We start from the raw sequence: 15777 nt of genomic DNA, 5'->3' as shown, positions 1-15777 counted from the left end.
GATGTCGCCTGACACACTGCTATCGCGAGCAGGCTCACTCCCACACTGGAAAGCATTCAGTCAGGTGACGTCGCCCGGTTTGGGTGTGCGGGCCAGGCAGTAGACGTCAACCCGCGCAGCGCCCGCGTCCATTAACAGGCGAGCGAGGGCTTGCGCCGTGGCTCCGGTGGTCAGCACGTCGTCCACCAGCGCCAAATGACGGCCCTTGATGCGTGCGCCGGGCGCCAGGGTAAAGGCGTTGCGCAGGTTCTTTTTGCGGGCCTCGGCATTCAAATCCTGCTGCGCGCTGGTGTCTTGAGTCCTCAACAGCAGCGTTTCTTCGCAAGGCATGTCCAGATAGGCGCCGAGCCAGCGAGCAAGCATGGCGGCTTGATTGAAACCCCGTTGGCGCAGACGTTTAGAGGCCAGCGGCACCGGAACGAGCGCGTCGGGACGATTCAGGTCTTCGTCGAAGCGATGTTGCAGGTATTGCGCAAGAAGTTCGGCGAGCAGGCGGCCAAACGGCCACTTTGCAGAGTGCTTGAAACGTGTGATCAGGGTGTCCACCGGGAAGCTGTAAGTCCACGGTGTGGCGACTCGTTCGAAGGCGGGCGGTTGATTCAGGCACGGGCCGCAGGTCAGCCCGGCGCCCGGTAAGGGCAGTGCGCAGGTTTGGCAGTGATCTCCAAGCCAGGGCAGTTCCGTTTCGCAGGCCATGCAAATAGGGATGTGTTCATCGGTCGGTTCAGCACAGAGCAAACAGCATTGTTTGTTTTTTAACCAGATGTAAACCGGTCCTTCGTAACGTGGTTGACAGCGCATGAGTCTTCCTTAAATATGCCGAACATCCGTGTCGCGTCTGTGGGTATTGCATCCCCCAGTCGCTTGCCAAGCATAAAACAAAGGAAACGCCCATGAGCGCCAGCACCTCTGCAACCCTGCGTCATGACTGGTCTTTGGCCGAAGTCAAAGCACTCTTCGTTCAGCCATTCAACGACCTGTTGTTCCAGGCACAGACGGTGCATCGCGCGCATTTCGACGCCAACCGCGTCCAGGTTTCCACGCTGCTCTCGATCAAAACCGGCGCCTGCCCGGAAGATTGCAAATATTGCCCACAGTCCGGTCACTACAACACCGGCCTGGAAAAAGAAAAGCTGATGGAAGTGCAGAAGGTCCTCGAAGAGGCCGCTCGCGCCAAGGCCATCGGTTCGACCCGTTTCTGCATGGGCGCGGCGTGGAAACACCCGTCGGCCAAAGACATGCCGTACGTGCTGGAAATGGTCAAAGGCGTAAAAGCCATGGGCCTGGAAACCTGCATGACCCTGGGCCGTCTGGACCAGGACCAGACCGAAGCGCTGGCTCAGGCCGGTCTCGACTACTACAACCACAACCTCGACACCTCGCCGGAGTTCTACGGCAGCATCATCACCACCCGCACCTACAGCGAGCGCCTGCAAACCCTGGCGTACGTGCGTGATTCGGGGATGAAGATCTGCTCGGGCGGTATTCTCGGCATGGGCGAGTCCCTCGATGACCGCGCCAACCTGCTGATCCAGTTGGCCAACCTGCCGGAGCACCCGGAATCGGTGCCGATCAACATGCTGGTGAAAGTCGCCGGTACGCCGCTGGAAAATGCCGAAGAGATCGATCCGTTCGACTTCATCCGCATGCTCGCCGTTGCCCGCATCCTGATGCCGAAATCCCACGTGCGCCTGTCCGCTGGCCGCGAAGCGATGAACGAGCAGATGCAGGCTTTGGCATTCTTCGCCGGCGCCAACTCGATTTTCTACGGCGAAAAACTGCTGACCACTGCCAACCCGCAGGCCGACAAGGACATGCAACTGTTCTCGCGCCTGGGGATTCTGCCGGAAGCGCGCGAAGAGCACGCGGATGAGGTGCATCAGGCCGCCATTGAGCAGGCACTGGTTGAGCAGAAGAGCAGCGAGCAGTTCTACAACGCTGCTGTTTAAGTCCTCTGTCTTGTAGGAGCAAGGCTTGCCCGCGATGGAAACACCTCGGTCTGTCTGATGACTGCGGCGATCCTATCGCGAGCAAGCTTTGCTCCTGCAGGGGCGGTACCCCATTCCCACTCGCGAGGCCTGCATGTCTTTCGATCTCGCCGCACGCCTTGCTGCCCGTCGTGCCGAAAACCTCTACCGCCAGCGCCCGCTGCTCGACAGCCCTCAAGGCCCGGAAGTGGTGGTCGATGGCCAGCCGTTGCTGGCGTTCTGTAACAACGATTACCTGGGCCTGGCCAATCACCCGCAAGTGATCGAAGCCTGGCGCGCTGGCGCTGCTCGTTGGGGCGTGGGTGGCGGGGCGTCGCACTTGGTCATCGGTCACAGCACGCCCCATCACGCGCTGGAAGAAGCCTTGGCTGATCTGACCTGCCGCCCGCGTGCGTTGTTGTTCACCACCGGTTATATGGCCAATCTCGGCGCGGTCACGGCGCTGGTCGGGCAGGGCGATACGGTGCTGGAGGACCGGCTCAATCACGCCTCGCTACTCGATGCCGGTTTGCTGTCCGGCGCACGCTTCAATCGGTACCTGCACAACGACGCGGTCAGTCTGGCCAAGCGCCTGGAGAAAGCCACCGGTAATACGCTCGTGGTCACCGACGGCGTGTTCAGCATGGACGGTGACATTGCCGACCTGCCGGCGCTGGCGCGCGAAGCAAAGGCCAAAGGCGCGTGGCTGATGGTCGATGACGCTCACGGGTTTGGCCCGCTGGGCGCCAATGGCGGCGGGATCGTCGAGCATTTCGGCCTGAGCCAGGAAGACGTGCCGGTTTTGGTCGGCACGCTGGGCAAGGCTTTCGGTACCGCCGGGGCCTTTGTCGCGGGCAGCGAAGAGTTGATCGAAAGCCTGATCCAGTTCGCCCGTCCCTACATTTACACCACCAGCCAGCCACCGGCGCTGGCTTGTGCGACGCTGAAAAGCCTCGAACTGCTGCGCACTGAACACTGGCGACGTGAGCATCTGAAGACGTTGATCCGCCAATTCCGCCAGGGCGCCGAGCAAATCGGTCTGGAACTGATGGACAGCTTCACGCCGATTCAGCCGATCATGATCGGCGATGCCGGGCTTGCGGTTCGGCTGTCGCAGATGCTGCGCGAGCGTGGGCTGATGGTGACTGCGATCCGTCCGCCGACCGTGCCGGCCGGCAGCGCCCGTTTGCGGGTGACCTTGACCGCCGCTCACAGCGAGGCACAGGTGCAACTGTTGTTAAATGGACTGGCCGATTGTTTCGCACAATTGAAGTCGGAGCCAAACCATGCGTGACCGACTGATTCTGTTACCCGGTTGGGGCCTCGGGATTTCGCCGCTGGAACCTTTGGCGGCGGCCTTGCAGGGGCTGGATGAGCACCTGCGAGTCGAGATCGAGCCGTTGCCGGAACTGGAATCGAGCGATCTTCAAGAATGGCTCGATGAACTTGATTCGACAGTGCCGCAGGACGCTTGGCTCGGTGGCTGGTCCTTGGGCGGCATGCTGGCGGCCGAATTGGCGGCGCGTCGGGGTGATCGTTGCTGCGGCTTGCTGACCCTGGCCAGTAGTGCCGCTTTTGTCGCTCATGAGCAATGGCCGAACGCGATGCCCGCCGAGACGTTCGATGCGTTTCTGGCCGGCTGCAAGGCAGATCCGCGCATGACGTTGAAACGGTTTTCGTTGCTGTGTGCCCAAGGCGCGCAAGACCCTCGCGGGTTGTCGCGGCTGTTGCTCGGCGGTGCACCCCAGACTTCTGCATCGGTGTTGATGAGTGGTCTGGAAGTGCTTGCACAACTGGACACTCGCCAAGCGTTGCAGGCGTTCCGCGGTCCGCAACTGCATTTGTTCGCCGGCCTCGACGGCCTGGTCCCGGCCGAAGCGGCGGGGGACCTGCTGGTGTTGCTGCCGGATGTCGAAATTGGTCTGATTGAACAGGCCAGTCACGCGTTTCTTCTGGAAGACCCCCACGGTGTGGCGGGGGCGATTCAGGCCTTTTTGCACGAGTCCGGTGATGACTGATTTATCCCTTCCCAACCTGTCCGGCGGTTTGCCCGACAAGCGCCAGGTGGCAGCCTCCTTTTCTCGCGCGGCGGCGAGTTACGACAGCGTGGCCGAGTTGCAGCGTGATGTTGGCAGCCAGTTGTTGAGTCGTTTACCGGATGATTTTGTCCCGAGTCGCTGGCTGGACCTGGGCTGCGGCACCGGGTATTTCAGCCGAGCGTTGGGTGAGCGGTTTCCGACCGGTCACGGTGTCGCCCTCGACATCGCCGAAGGCATGCTCAATCACGCTCGCCCATTGGGTGGTGCCACCCATTTCATCGCGGGCGATGCGGAGCGGTTGCCGCTGCAGGACTCGACCTGCGATTTGATCTTCTCCAGCCTTGCCGTGCAATGGTGTGCGGATTTTGAAGCGGTGCTCAGTGAAGCGTATCGGGTGCTGAAGCCGGGCGGAATTTTCGCGTTTGCTAGTCTCTGTGTAGGGACGTTATTTGAGCTGCGTGACAGTTGGCGTCAGGTGGATGGCATGGTGCACGTCAACCGCTTCCGCGAGTTGGGTGTTTATCAACAACTGTGTGCGACCAGTGGCTTGAAAACGGTCAGCTTGCAAACGCGTCCTCACGTGTTGCATTACCCGGATGTGCGTAGCCTGACTCATGAACTCAAGGCATTGGGTGCGCACAACTTGAACCCTGGACGACCGGGTGGTTTGACGGGGCGGGCGCGGATCCTTGGCTTGATCGAGGCCTATGAGCAATTTCGTCAGGCCCAAGGATTGCCAGCGACTTACCAAGTGGTTTACGCCGTGTTGGAGAAACCTATATGAGCGCAGCCTATTTCATCACCGGTACTGACACTGACGTCGGCAAGACCACCGTTGCCGCCGGTTTGTTGCATGCCGCGCGGTCGGCGGGCTTGAGCACGGCGGCGGGAAAACCGGTGGCCTCTGGCTGCGACGTGACGCCCAAGGGATTGCGTAACGCCGATGCGCTGGCGTTGTTGGCCGAGTGCTCTTTGCCGCTGACGTATGCCCAGGTCAACCCGGTCGCGTTCGAGCCGGCCATCGCTCCGCACCTGGCCGCGCGGGAGGCCGGGGTGGCATTGACTGTGCACTCGCTGTTAACGCCCATGCGCGAGATTCTCGATTTGCAGGCGGATTTCACTTTGATCGAAGGGGCGGGCGGCTGGCGCGTGCCATTGGCAGATCAAGCCAATCTGTCTGACCTGGCGATAGCGCTGGATTTGCCCGTGATTCTGGTGGTCGGTGTGCGGTTGGGCTGCATCAATCATGCGCTGCTGACGGCAGAGGCGATTGCCCGGGATGGATTGCAGTTGGCGGGCTGGGTGGCCAATATTATTGATTCCAAGACTTCGCGTCTGGAAGAGAACCTAGCGACTCTCGCCGAACGTATCCCCGCGCCTTGCCTCGGGCGAGTACCGAAACTCAAATCGGTCACGGCAGAATCCGTGGCGGAGCATTTGCAGCTGGATTTGCTGGACTAGGTTTTAGCTATGGCAAAGGACTGTGCCATTAGTGTTTTTGTCGGGCATTTTGCCATCATGTCTGATTCAATGGCCGCTATTGATCCCTTGCAGGACGACGTCTCCCCATGGAAATCTCAGGAAACACCGCTTTTTATGCTGGTCTGAGCACTATTCAGACAGGGCAGAACCGCGTTGATCAAGCGTCCGGGCAGATCGCCAACATCACCATCGAGCGTTCAGTAACCAGCCAGTCTTCCGAGGCTCAGGTGGATCGTCTGCGTTCGGTTGATCGCAGTCAGCAATCCGACCTGGCCAGCAATGTAATCGACATGGCCCAGGGTAAATTTCAGGTTGAAGCGGGTGCCAAAGTGGCCAAGGCTTCGGATGAAATGCTCGGTACGTTGATCGATACATTCGCTTGATTCCTCGCTGAATTGTCCCTCGGCGCCGCGCGCTGTTCGCAGCGTTTTTCTGCGTAAGTCCTTCTCCCTCAACTAATCTTTTCTAAACAGCGCCAGGCTTGTTCAGCAGTGGTGCGCTGCTGCGTGTCCAACAGATCAACGATGTGATGACAAACGGCTAAAGATCGATGCTTGACAAGATTTGGGCGTAAACGTATGTTTCAAACAACTGTTTGACCGCCACGACAAATCAACGCGGTCGTTCATTCCCGGTTACATCAGCAGAGGTTTTTCGCTATGCCTGACTACAAGGCCCCCTTGCGTGATATTCGCTTCGTTCGTGACGAACTGCTCGGCTACGAAGCGCACTATCAGAGCCTTCCGGCTTGCGCGGACGCAACTCCAGACATGGTTGACGCCATTCTCGAGGAAGGCGCCAAGTTTTGTGAGCAGGTACTGGCCCCGCTGAACCGCGTAGGTGACACCGAAGGCTGCACCTGGAGCGAGTCCGGCGTTAAAACCCCGACTGGTTTCAAAGAAGCCTACAAGCAATTCGTTGAAGGCGGCTGGCCAAGCCTGGCTCACGACGTAGAGCACGGTGGCCAAGGCCTGCCGGAGTCCCTGGGTCTGGCTGTCAGTGAAATGGTTGGCGAAGCCAACTGGTCGTGGGGCATGTACCCAGGCCTGTCCCATGGCGCGATGAACACCATTTCCGAGCACGGTACGCCCGAGCAGCAAGAGGCTTACCTGACCAAACTGGTTTCCGGTGAGTGGACCGGCACCATGTGCCTGACCGAACCACACTGCGGCACCGACCTTGGCATGTTGCGCACCAAGGCCGAACCTCAGGCTGACGGTTCCTACAAAGTCTCCGGCACCAAGATCTTCATCTCGGCCGGCGAACACGACATGGCCGACAACATCGTCCACATCGTACTGGCCCGCCTGCCGGATGCACCGGCTGGCACCAAAGGCATTTCGCTGTTCATCGTGCCGAAATTCATGCCGAATGCGGACGGTTCGATCGGCGCTCGCAACGCGGTGAGCTGTGGTTCCCTGGAACACAAGATGGGCATCCACGGTAACGCCACTTGCGTGATGAACTTCGACGCCGCCACCGGTTTCCTGATTGGCGCGGCGAACAAAGGCCTGAACTGCATGTTCACCTTTATGAACACCGCTCGCCTGGGCACTGCGCTGCAAGGTCTGGCTCATGCCGAGATCGGCTTCCAGGGCGGTCTGAAATACGCTCGTGATCGCCTGCAAATGCGTTCGCTGACTGGCCCGAAAGCGCCGGAAAAAGCCGCTGACCCGATCATCGTTCACCCAGACGTACGTCGCATGCTGTTGACCATGAAGGCATTCGCCGAAGGCAACCGCGCGATGGTTTACTTCACTGCCAAGCAAGTCGACATCGTCAAGTACGGCGTGGATGAAGAAGAGAAGAAGAAAGCCGACGCACTGCTGGCCTTCATGACTCCAATCGCCAAAGCCTTCATGACTGAAGTCGGTTTTGAATCCGCCAACCACGGTGTGCAAATCTACGGCGGCCACGGCTTTATCGCCGAATGGGGCATGGAGCAGAACGTTCGCGACAGCCGCATTTCGATGCTGTACGAAGGCACCACCGGTATTCAGGCGCTCGACCTGCTGGGTCGTAAAGTGCTGATGACTCAAGGCGAAGCCTTGAAAGGCTTCACCAAGATCGTCCACAAATTCTGCCAGACCAACGAAGGCAACGAAGCCGTTCAAGAGTTCGTCGCGCCGTTGGCTGCACTGAACAAAGAATGGGGCGAGCTGACCATGAAGGTCGGTATGGCAGCCATGAAGGATCGCGAAGAAGTCGGCGCGGCCTCCGTGGACTACCTGATGTACTCCGGTTACGCCTGCCTGGCCTACTTCTGGGCTGACATGGCGCGTCTGGCTGCCGAAAAACTGGCTGCCGGCACTTCCGAAGAGGCGTTCTACACCGCCAAGCTGCAGACTGCGCGCTTCTACTTCCAGCGCATCCTGCCGCGTACCCGCACTCACGTTGCAACCATGCTGTCGGGCGCCAACAACCTGATGGACATGAAAGAAGAAGACTTCGCACTGGGCTACTAAGCCGTAACGCGGTTCTTCAAAAGCCGCTGTTCCTTCGGGAACAGCGGCTTTTTTTTGCCTTGCATCCGACCCCGTTTCTGGGGCCTCTTCCCCAGCAATAACGGGCCTGACACCCCGCGCAGTGGCGAGGCTGAAGGGGTCTTCGTCGCACACAATGGGGCTTTAATGGCTTGGCAGATTAATTGCAAAACCACTGACAACTGCCTATGAATCGCCGGTGTCGTCAGGGTGAAGCGCATGAAGATCCTTCGAATAATCCGTTTGGCCTGCATGCTCGCTTTACCTGTCCAGAGCGCATTCGCGGCAACCGCGACAGAAGTCGATCCTCCCGTCCCCGAGGTGCCTTCCCTGCAATCGCTGCACGGCATCCTGCCGCCCGATCCCTCGGGCACCGAAGGCGGACGCAAAGTCGATCTGATGACGGATTACGTGCTCAACCGCAGTGCGGCGGTGCTGTTGGGTAAAGCGCTTTTCTGGGACATGGAGATCGGCAGCGATGGTTCCACCGCGTGCGCGTCGTGCCACTTTCACGCAGGCGTGGACCATCGAATCACGAACCAGATCAATCCCGGCCAGGCGAGCACCCATACAAACGTCGCATCGATCTTCAACAAACCCTTCGTAGCGTCGGACATCCCCGGCGACGTGGCGTCTTACGCGACCCTGTCCGCGGGCAAGGGCGGTCCGAACTACACGCTGAAAAAAACCGACTTCCCGACCCATGTGCTGGCAGATCCGCGCGATCGCAACTCGCCCATCCTCTACTCGACCGACGATGTGGTCGGCTCGCAAGGTGTGTATGACGCTAATTTCGTGAAGCCGAATCAACCGCGTTTCGACAAGTGCACGCAGCAGCCGGACGGGATTTTCCAGGTCGGCGGCATCAACGTCCGTCGCAGTACCGGACGCAATGCACCGACGGTGATCAACGCCGTTTTCAACGTGCGCAACTTCTGGGATGGCCGGGCCAATAATGTGTTCAACGGCTTCTCGCCGTTCGGCAATCGCGATCCCGATGCCGGGATTTTCGTCACCAGCGATCGCAGTGGGGTGGCCACTAAGGTTCGGCTGGCACTCAACGATGCTTCTGCCGCCTCGCAGGCCGTGGGACCGCCCGGCAGCCCAGTGGAAATGTCCTGCGGCGGGCGCACCTTCGCCGACATCGGGCGGCGCATGCTCGACACGCTGATGCTCAAGCAGCAGCGGATTTCATCCACCGATTCGGTGTTGGCCTCGGTGTCCGGTGCGCGCCGTCCGACCTACCGTGAACTGATCAAGGCCGCTTTCCAGCCTCGGCTGTGGAACGCCACACAACAGGTTTCGCTCGGTGGCGCGCCGTACACTCAGATGGAGGCCAACTTCCCGTTGTTCTTCGGGCTGGCGATTCAGCTCTACGAAGCCACGCTGGTCTCGGACCAGGCACCGCTTGACGCCTACCTGCAAGGCAATCAGCAGGCGATGAGCGCCCAGCAAGTCCAGGGCATGAATCTGTTCCTCGGCAAGGGCAAGTGCGTCAATTGCCACGGCGGCGCGGAATTGACTAACGCCGGCAGCCGCTTGCTGTTCCATCCCCGTGAGCGCATCGAACGGATGCTGATGGCTGACAACCTCACCGCGCTTTACGACAACGGCTTCTACAACACCGGTGTGCGCCCGACGTCGGAGGACCTGGCGCTCGGCGGATCCGACGCATGGGGCAACCCGCTGTCGTTCACTCGCGAATACAACACCCAACTGCAGGGCATCAATGTGCCAGATCCGCTGGACGTGGATGTGTGCACCTTCGAAGCGTTACTGAGTGCGGGACTGCCCTGCGACTCGACGCTCAAACCCAATGTGGGCTTCCATGATGCGGTCGACGGCGCGTTCAAAACCCCGACGCTGCGCAACATCGCGCTGACCGGGCCGTATTTCCACAACGGCAGCCGCTCGACGCTCAAGCAAGTGGTCGAGTTCTACAACCGTGGCGGCGACCGGCGCGGCTCGGAGGCGAACAACACCAGCGGGTTCGAGCATCCGAGTGCGAACCAGCACAACACCTCGAACCTTGATCCGGACATGACACCGCTGAACCTCACACCGGACGAAGTGGATGCGTTGGTCAAGTTCATGGAGGTCAGCTTGACCGATCCGCGCGTCGCTTGGGAGCAAGCCCCGTTCGATCATCCGTCGCTGGTCATTCCCCAAGGCCACGTGGGTGACGAAAACGCGGTGACCTTGAAGCCGGTCAGTCCCAAAGTCACCACCCGACAAGCGGCGGACGCGTTGATCAGCCTCAAACCCTATGGCGCTGAAGGCCGCAAAGTTGAAGAGGGCCCGCTGCTGCCGTTCTACAACGACCTCTGATAGCTGAGCGTGGCTGGCTGCCTGGTTTGCAGCCCGTCACGCACACGCTAAAAAAACCTGACATTTCGCTCAGTAAGTCGACGTTTCTGCCGTTACAGTAGGTGGGCACAATGCCATCTATTTGTCATGACGGACGGAGCTTTACCCTTGCCGCGTTCTTCCGCTGTGCGTTTCAGCCATTTCCTACCGTCGTTACTGCTCTTGCTTGCGGGGCTTGCGGCTGCCTACATCAAGGAGCTGAACGTTTTCTTCACCTCGCTGTTCAACGTACTGCCAACACTGGTGCTGTTGCTCGGCGGTGCTTACTGCGCGGTGTACCGACGTCAACGTGAGCTGTTTCTGATGGTCACGGTGTACATCGCCTATTTTTTGCTCGACACCCAGACCGACTATTACCGCGACAACGGCAAAGTCCGTGATGACGCCGCCGTGGTCTTCCATTTGTGTTGCCTGTTGCTGCCGCTGATGTTTGGCGTGTTCGCCGCCTGGCAGGAACGCACACATCTGTTTCAGGACATGGTGGCGCGCTTCGCTGTGTTGCTGGCCGTTGGCAGTGTGGCGCTGGCGCTGGAGCAAAGTTACCCGCAGGCCTTGTTGGTGTGGTTGTCGGAGATCCGCTGGCCGGCGCTGCATGGCGCCTGGATGAGCCTGATTCAGCTGTCTTATCCGGTGTTCATCGCTTCGTTCCTGTTGCTGTGTTGGCAATACTGGCGCAACCCACGACCGCTGCATGCGGCTCAGTTGGTCGGTTTGCTCGGGTTGTTCTGGGCGCTGCCGAAAACCTTCATTCTTCCGTTTACTCTCAACATCATGTGCAGTCAGGTGATGTTGATGATTGCCGCGGCGGTCGCCCACGAGGCCTATCAAATGGCCTTCCGCGACGAACTCACCGGCCTGCCGGGTCGTCGCGCCTTGAACGAACGGATGCAGCGGTTGGGGCGCAATTACGTGCTGGCCATGAGCGACGTCGATCACTTCAAGAAATTCAACGACACCCACGGTCACGATGTCGGTGACCAGGTGCTGCGACTGGTCGCCAGCAAGCTGTCGAAAATTGGCGGAGGCGGTAGGGCGTATCGCTACGGCGGTGAGGAATTTGCGCTGGTGTTCGCGGGCAAGACGCTTGAAGAATGCATGCCGCATCTGGAAGTCATCCGCGAATCCATCGCCACCTACAATATTCAGCTGCGCAATCAGGACAGCCGGCCTCAGGATGATCAGCAAGGTCGCCAGCGTCGCTCGGGCACGGGCGCATCCAGTGTGTCGGTTACGGTCAGCATCGGTGTCGCCGAACGCCTGGAGCAGCGGACCCCCGAAAAGGTCCTCAAGTCTGCGGACGAAGCGCTCTACAACGCCAAAGGCGCCGGGCGAAACTGCGTGGTGGCGTTTGGTCAGACGCGCCGTGGCGCGGTGCGCATGGACGCCGCTGCGGGTTGAGTGATGATGACGCATTCAGCGTCTGGACTGTGATTGTTAGGCGTGGCGCGCGACAGTAGGTTTGAAGCATCTGCTGATGGAGAAACGACCATGCCTGAGTACAAAGCTCCCCTGCGCGACATGCGCTTTCTGATCGACCACGTCTTCGATTTCCACAGCAGCTACGCTGCGCTGGGCGCCACCGACGCCAGCCCGGACATGGTGAACGCGATCCTCGAAGAAGGCGCGAAATTCTGTGAGAACGTTCTGGCCCCGCTGAATCGCAGCGGTGACGAAGAGGGCTGCCATTTCGACAATGGCGTGGTGACAACGCCTACAGGTTTCAAGCAGGCTTTCGCACAATACGTCGAGGGCGGCTGGCATGGTCTGGCGGCGGATCCGGCGTACGGCGGTCAGGGTTTGCCGAGTTCGCTGGGGCTGGTCATCGGCGAGATGGTCGGTTCCAGCAACACGTCCTGGGGCATGTATCCGGGCCTGACCCACGGCGCGATGTCGGCGATCCACGCTCACGGCACCGAAGAACAGAAAAACACCTATCTGAGAAAACTCACTGCGGGCCAATGGACCGGCACCATGTGCTTGACCGAGGCCCATTGCGGCACCGACCTGGGCATGATCAAAACTCGCGCCGTGCCTTCAGCCGATGGCAGCTACGCGATCTCCGGCAGCAAGATTTTTATCTCGGCCGGCGAGCACGACATGAGTGACAACATCATTCATTTGGTGCTGGCGAAACTGCCGGATGCACCGGCCGGCACCAAGGGCATTTCGCTGTTTATCGTGCCCAAGTTCTTGCCCGATGCCGAGGGCGAGGCGGGCGAGCGCAACGGCGTTTCCTGCGGGTCGATCGAACATAAAATGGGCATCAAGGCTTCGGCGACCTGCGTACTGAACTTCGATGGTGCCAAAGGTTTCTTGATCGGCGAACTGAACAAAGGCCTGAACTGCATGTTCACCATGATGAACCACGCGCGCCTCGGCACCGGGATGCAGGGTTTGTGTCTGGGAGAGGCAAGCTTTCAGGGCGCAATCAAATACGCCAATGACCGCCTGCAAATGCGCTCGCTGACCGGCCCGAAAGCGCCGGAGAAAGCCGCCGATCCGATCATCGTTCATCCTGACGTGCGCCGGATGTTGTTGACCATGAAAGCCTTCAACGAAGGCAACCGCGCACTGACCTATTTCACTGCGCAACTGCTGGACGTGGCGCATCTGAGTCCGGATGCAACCGCACGTCAGGACGCCGAAGACCTGCTGGCCTTCCTGACGCCCATCTGCAAAGCCTTCATGACCGACACCGGGCTGGAAGTGACCAATCACGGCATGCAGGTGTTTGGCGGGCACGGTTTCATTCGTGAGTGGGGCATGGAGCAGTTGGTTCGCGATTGCCGGATTGCGCCGATCTACGAAGGCACCAACGGCATTCAGGCACTGGACTTGCTCGGGCGCAAAGTGCTCGGCAGTCAGGGCAAGCTGCTGCGCGGCTTCACCAAAATCGTGCATAAGTTCTGCGCGGCGAACGCCGAGCATCCGCAACTTGCCAGCTATGTGGCGCAGCTCAACGCACTGAATCAGCAGTGGGGCGAGGTGACCACCAAAGTCGGCATGGCTGCGATGAAGAATGCCGACGAAGTCGGCGCTGCATCGGTGGATTACCTGATGTACAGCGGTTACATCATCCTCGGCTATCTGTGGCTGCGCATGGCGCTGGTGGCTCAGGCGCAACTCGATGCGGGTAGCGCTGATGCCGATTATTGCCAGGGCAAGCTCGCGACCAACGAGTTTTACTTCAAGCGTTTGCTGCCACGCACTGCCGCTCATCGGGCGGCCATCGAGGCGGGAAGTGATTGTCTGATGAAGCTGCCGGCAGAGATGTTTGCGCTTTAGTCTTTAAAATCCGTCACAAAGGAGAACCCGCGTAATTGCGGGTTTTTTAATGACTGAACAGTCGGTGACTAAACATTACAAAATGGTCATGGGCTGACCCTATGTGTCGTAAAAGTTGTTGGGTTACACTCGGACCCAACGAAAGCACCACTCCTACGAATCACCTGTTTAGATCTTGTGAGGTTTGCCATGGCTGACTACAAAGCGCCCCTGCGCGATATGCGCTTCGTTCTCAATGAAGTTTTCGAGGTTGCCAAACTCTGGGCCGAGCTGCCTGCGCTGGCTGAGACCGTCGATGCGGAAACCGTCGAAGCCATTCTTGAAGAAGCCGGCAAGGTCACCAGCAAAAGCATCGCGCCATTGAGCCGTGCGGCTGACGAAGAAGGTTGCCATTGGGTAGACGGAGCCGTCACCACTCCGACAGGTTTCCCACAGGCTTATCAGACTTATGCTGAAGGCGGCTGGGTTGGCGTCGGTGGTGATCCGACCTACGGCGGCATGGGCATGCCCAAGGCTGTTTCGGCTCAAGTCGAAGAAATGGTCAACTCCGCCAGCCTGTCGTTTGGTCTGTACCCGATGCTGACGGCCGGTGCCTGCCTGTCGATCAACGCCCACGCCAGCGAAGAGCTGAAAGCCGCTTACCTGCCGAACATGTACGCCGGCGTCTGGGCCGGTTCCATGTGCCTGACTGAGCCGCACGCTGGTACTGATCTGGGGATCATTCGCACAAAGGCCGAACCTCAGGCCGACGGTTCCTACAAAGTCAGTGGCACCAAGATCTTCATCACTGGTGGCGAGCACGACCTGACCGAGAACATCATCCACCTGGTGCTGGCCAAACTGCCGGATGCGCCGGCCGGTCCGAAAGGAATTTCGCTGTTCCTGGTGCCGAAGTTCATGGTTAATGCCGACGGCAGCCTTGGCGCCCGCAACCCGGCGAACTGCGGTTCGATCGAACACAAGATGGGCATCCAGGCATCCGCGACCTGTGTGATGAACTTCGACGAAGCCGTCGGTTACCTGGTCGGCGAGCCGAACAAAGGCCTGGCGGCGATGTTCACCATGATGAACTACGAGCGTCTGGGCGTCGGTATCCAGGGCCTGGCCACTGGCGAGCGCTCTTATCAGAACGCCGTTGAGTACGCTCGCGACCGTCTGCAAAGCCGTTCGCCGACTGGCGCTCAAAACAAAGACAAGGTTGCTGACCCGATCATCGTCCACCCGGACGTGCGTCGCATGCTGTTAACCATGAAAGCCTCGAACGAAGGCGGCCGTGCGTTTTCCACTTACGTGGCGATGCAACTGGATACCGCCAAGTTCAGCGAAGACGCGACCACCCGCAAGCGCGCTGAAGATCTGGTGGCCTTGTTGACCCCGGTGGCCAAGGCGTTCCTGACCGACCTGGGTCTGGAAACAACCGTACATGGCCAGCAAGTGTTCGGCGGCCACGGTTACATCCGTGAGTGGGGCCAGGAGCAACTGGTGCGCGACGTGCGTATCACCCAGATCTACGAAGGCACCAACGGCATTCAGGCGCTGGACCTGGTCGGGCGCAAGATCGTTGGCACCGGCGGGGCGTTCTACAACCTGTTCGCTGACGAGATCCGTCACTTCACCGCAACGGCCAGCGCCGATCTGGCGGAGTTCACCAAGCCGCTGAACGATGCCGTGACCACCCTCGACGAACTGACTGCCTGGGTGCTGGATCGCGCGAAAAACAACCCGAATGAAATCGGCGCTGCTTCGGTCGAGTACCTGCAAGCCTTCGGTTATGTCGCCTACGCCTACATGTGGGCACTGATGGCCAAGGCTGCTTTCGGCAAGGAAGCGCAGGACGATTTCTATGCGAGCAAGTTGGGCACGGCGCGTTTCTATTTCGCCCGTCTGTTGCCACGCATTCACTCGTTGAGCGCATCGGTGAAAGCCGGTAGCGAATCGCTGTTCCTGCTGGATGCTGCACAGTTCTGACCAATACGACGTCATGTAAGCAATCTCTTACATGACGTGCTGCTGTTCTCCCATAGGCGAAGATTGGATCCACAGTTAATCTTCTTCACATGGACGTCGCGCAGGAAGCGCAAAGCAACAACACGGACACGTAGGATTCTGCCAGGACGGCGGAGTGAAATGGATGTCAGGGAAACAGTCTGCAAA

12 protein-coding genes are annotated in these 15777 nt (G+C 59.5%); 11 read left to right on the top strand and 1 reads right to left on the bottom strand.

Annotation, left to right across the window (positions count from 1 at the left end):
• Window positions 1-60 precede the first annotated feature (60 nt).
• Entirely contained in the window at window positions 61-801 is a 741-nt protein-coding gene (locus tag ACA048_RS27005) for a ComF family protein (protein WP_497626991.1), read from the bottom strand.
• Between the two features lie 92 nt (window positions 802-893).
• Here ACA048_RS27005 and bioB point away from each other — a divergent pair, with 92 nt between their 5' ends.
• The 11 genes from bioB (at window position 894) to ACA048_RS26950 (ending at window position 15591) form a co-directional block, all read left to right on the top strand.
• The gene (gene bioB, locus ACA048_RS27000) at window positions 894-1949 is read left to right on the top strand and encodes a biotin synthase BioB (protein ID WP_223521027.1); all 1056 of its coding nucleotides are present in this window, start codon (window positions 894-896) and stop codon (window positions 1947-1949) included.
• Window positions 1950-2082: 133 nt separating this feature from the next.
• Window positions 2083-3261 (top strand): 8-amino-7-oxononanoate synthase, encoded by a 1179-nt coding sequence (gene bioF, locus ACA048_RS26995; protein ID WP_497626990.1) that lies wholly within the window; start codon window positions 2083-2085, stop codon window positions 3259-3261.
• Window positions 3254-3985: an alpha/beta fold hydrolase gene (locus ACA048_RS26990; protein ID WP_497626989.1), complete on the top strand. Its 732-nt coding sequence runs from the start codon at window positions 3254-3256 to the stop codon at window positions 3983-3985. The genes bioF and ACA048_RS26990 overlap by 8 nt, the downstream gene beginning before the upstream one ends.
• Window positions 3978-4790 carry a malonyl-ACP O-methyltransferase BioC gene (gene bioC / locus ACA048_RS26985; RefSeq protein ID WP_497626988.1) on the top strand — a complete coding sequence of 271 codons (813 nt, stop codon included), beginning with the start codon at window positions 3978-3980 and terminating at the stop codon, window positions 4788-4790. Before ACA048_RS26990 ends, bioC begins: the two co-directional genes overlap by 8 nt.
• Window positions 4787-5467: a dethiobiotin synthase gene (gene bioD / locus ACA048_RS26980; RefSeq protein WP_497626987.1), complete on the top strand. Its 681-nt coding sequence runs from the start codon at window positions 4787-4789 to the stop codon at window positions 5465-5467. The genes bioC and bioD overlap by 4 nt, the downstream gene beginning before the upstream one ends.
• 107 nt (window positions 5468-5574) lie before the next feature.
• Complete coding sequence (locus tag ACA048_RS26975; protein ID WP_497626986.1) at window positions 5575-5871, top strand: pyrroloquinoline quinone biosynthesis protein PqqE; 297 nt, start codon at window positions 5575-5577, stop codon at window positions 5869-5871.
• 276 nt (window positions 5872-6147) lie between these two features.
• The gene (locus ACA048_RS26970) at window positions 6148-7953 is read left to right on the top strand and encodes a phenylacyl-CoA dehydrogenase (RefSeq protein WP_497626985.1); all 1806 of its coding nucleotides are present in this window, start codon (window positions 6148-6150) and stop codon (window positions 7951-7953) included.
• Between the two features lie 237 nt (window positions 7954-8190).
• Window positions 8191-10299: a cytochrome-c peroxidase gene (locus tag ACA048_RS26965; protein ID WP_497626984.1), complete on the top strand. Its 2109-nt coding sequence runs from the start codon at window positions 8191-8193 to the stop codon at window positions 10297-10299.
• A 147-nt stretch (window positions 10300-10446) separates the two neighbouring features.
• On the top strand, window positions 10447-11736 hold the full coding sequence (locus ACA048_RS26960; RefSeq protein ID WP_497626983.1) for a GGDEF domain-containing protein: 1290 nt from the start codon (window positions 10447-10449) through the stop codon (window positions 11734-11736).
• A gap of 90 nt (window positions 11737-11826) precedes the next feature.
• On the top strand, window positions 11827-13623 hold the full coding sequence (locus ACA048_RS26955; protein WP_497626982.1) for an acyl-CoA dehydrogenase C-terminal domain-containing protein: 1797 nt from the start codon (window positions 11827-11829) through the stop codon (window positions 13621-13623).
• 189 nt (window positions 13624-13812) lie between these two features.
• On the top strand, window positions 13813-15591 hold the full coding sequence (locus ACA048_RS26950) for an acyl-CoA dehydrogenase C-terminal domain-containing protein (RefSeq protein ID WP_497626981.1): 1779 nt from the start codon (window positions 13813-13815) through the stop codon (window positions 15589-15591).
• Window positions 15592-15777 lie beyond the last annotated feature (186 nt).

The organism is Pseudomonas sp. LBUM1659 (assembly GCF_059716045.1).
This window is presented reverse-complemented; position numbering and strand designations above follow the sequence as displayed.

Excerpts from the sequence above, each read along its gene's own strand:
- bioC (WP_497626988.1), top strand. The coding sequence starts at position 3,978 with ATGACTGATTTATCCCTTCCCAACCTGTCCGGCGGTTTGCCCGACAAG.
- ACA048_RS26970 (WP_497626985.1), top strand. The coding sequence starts at position 6,148 with ATGCCTGACTACAAGGCCCCCTTGCGTGATATTCGCTTCGTTCGTGAC.
- ACA048_RS27005 (WP_497626991.1), bottom strand. The coding sequence starts at position 801 with ATGCGCTGTCAACCACGTTACGAAGGACCGGTTTACATCTGGTTAAAA.
- bioD (WP_497626987.1), top strand. The coding sequence starts at position 4,787 with ATGAGCGCAGCCTATTTCATCACCGGTACTGACACTGACGTCGGCAAG.
- ACA048_RS26950 (WP_497626981.1), top strand. The coding sequence starts at position 13,813 with ATGGCTGACTACAAAGCGCCCCTGCGCGATATGCGCTTCGTTCTCAAT.
- ACA048_RS26955 (WP_497626982.1), top strand. The coding sequence starts at position 11,827 with ATGCCTGAGTACAAAGCTCCCCTGCGCGACATGCGCTTTCTGATCGAC.
- ACA048_RS26975 (WP_497626986.1), top strand. The coding sequence starts at position 5,575 with ATGGAAATCTCAGGAAACACCGCTTTTTATGCTGGTCTGAGCACTATT.
- bioB (WP_223521027.1), top strand. The coding sequence starts at position 894 with ATGAGCGCCAGCACCTCTGCAACCCTGCGTCATGACTGGTCTTTGGCC.
- bioF (WP_497626990.1), top strand. The coding sequence starts at position 2,083 with ATGTCTTTCGATCTCGCCGCACGCCTTGCTGCCCGTCGTGCCGAAAAC.
- ACA048_RS26990 (WP_497626989.1), top strand. The coding sequence starts at position 3,254 with ATGCGTGACCGACTGATTCTGTTACCCGGTTGGGGCCTCGGGATTTCG.
- ACA048_RS26965 (WP_497626984.1), top strand. The coding sequence starts at position 8,191 with ATGAAGATCCTTCGAATAATCCGTTTGGCCTGCATGCTCGCTTTACCT.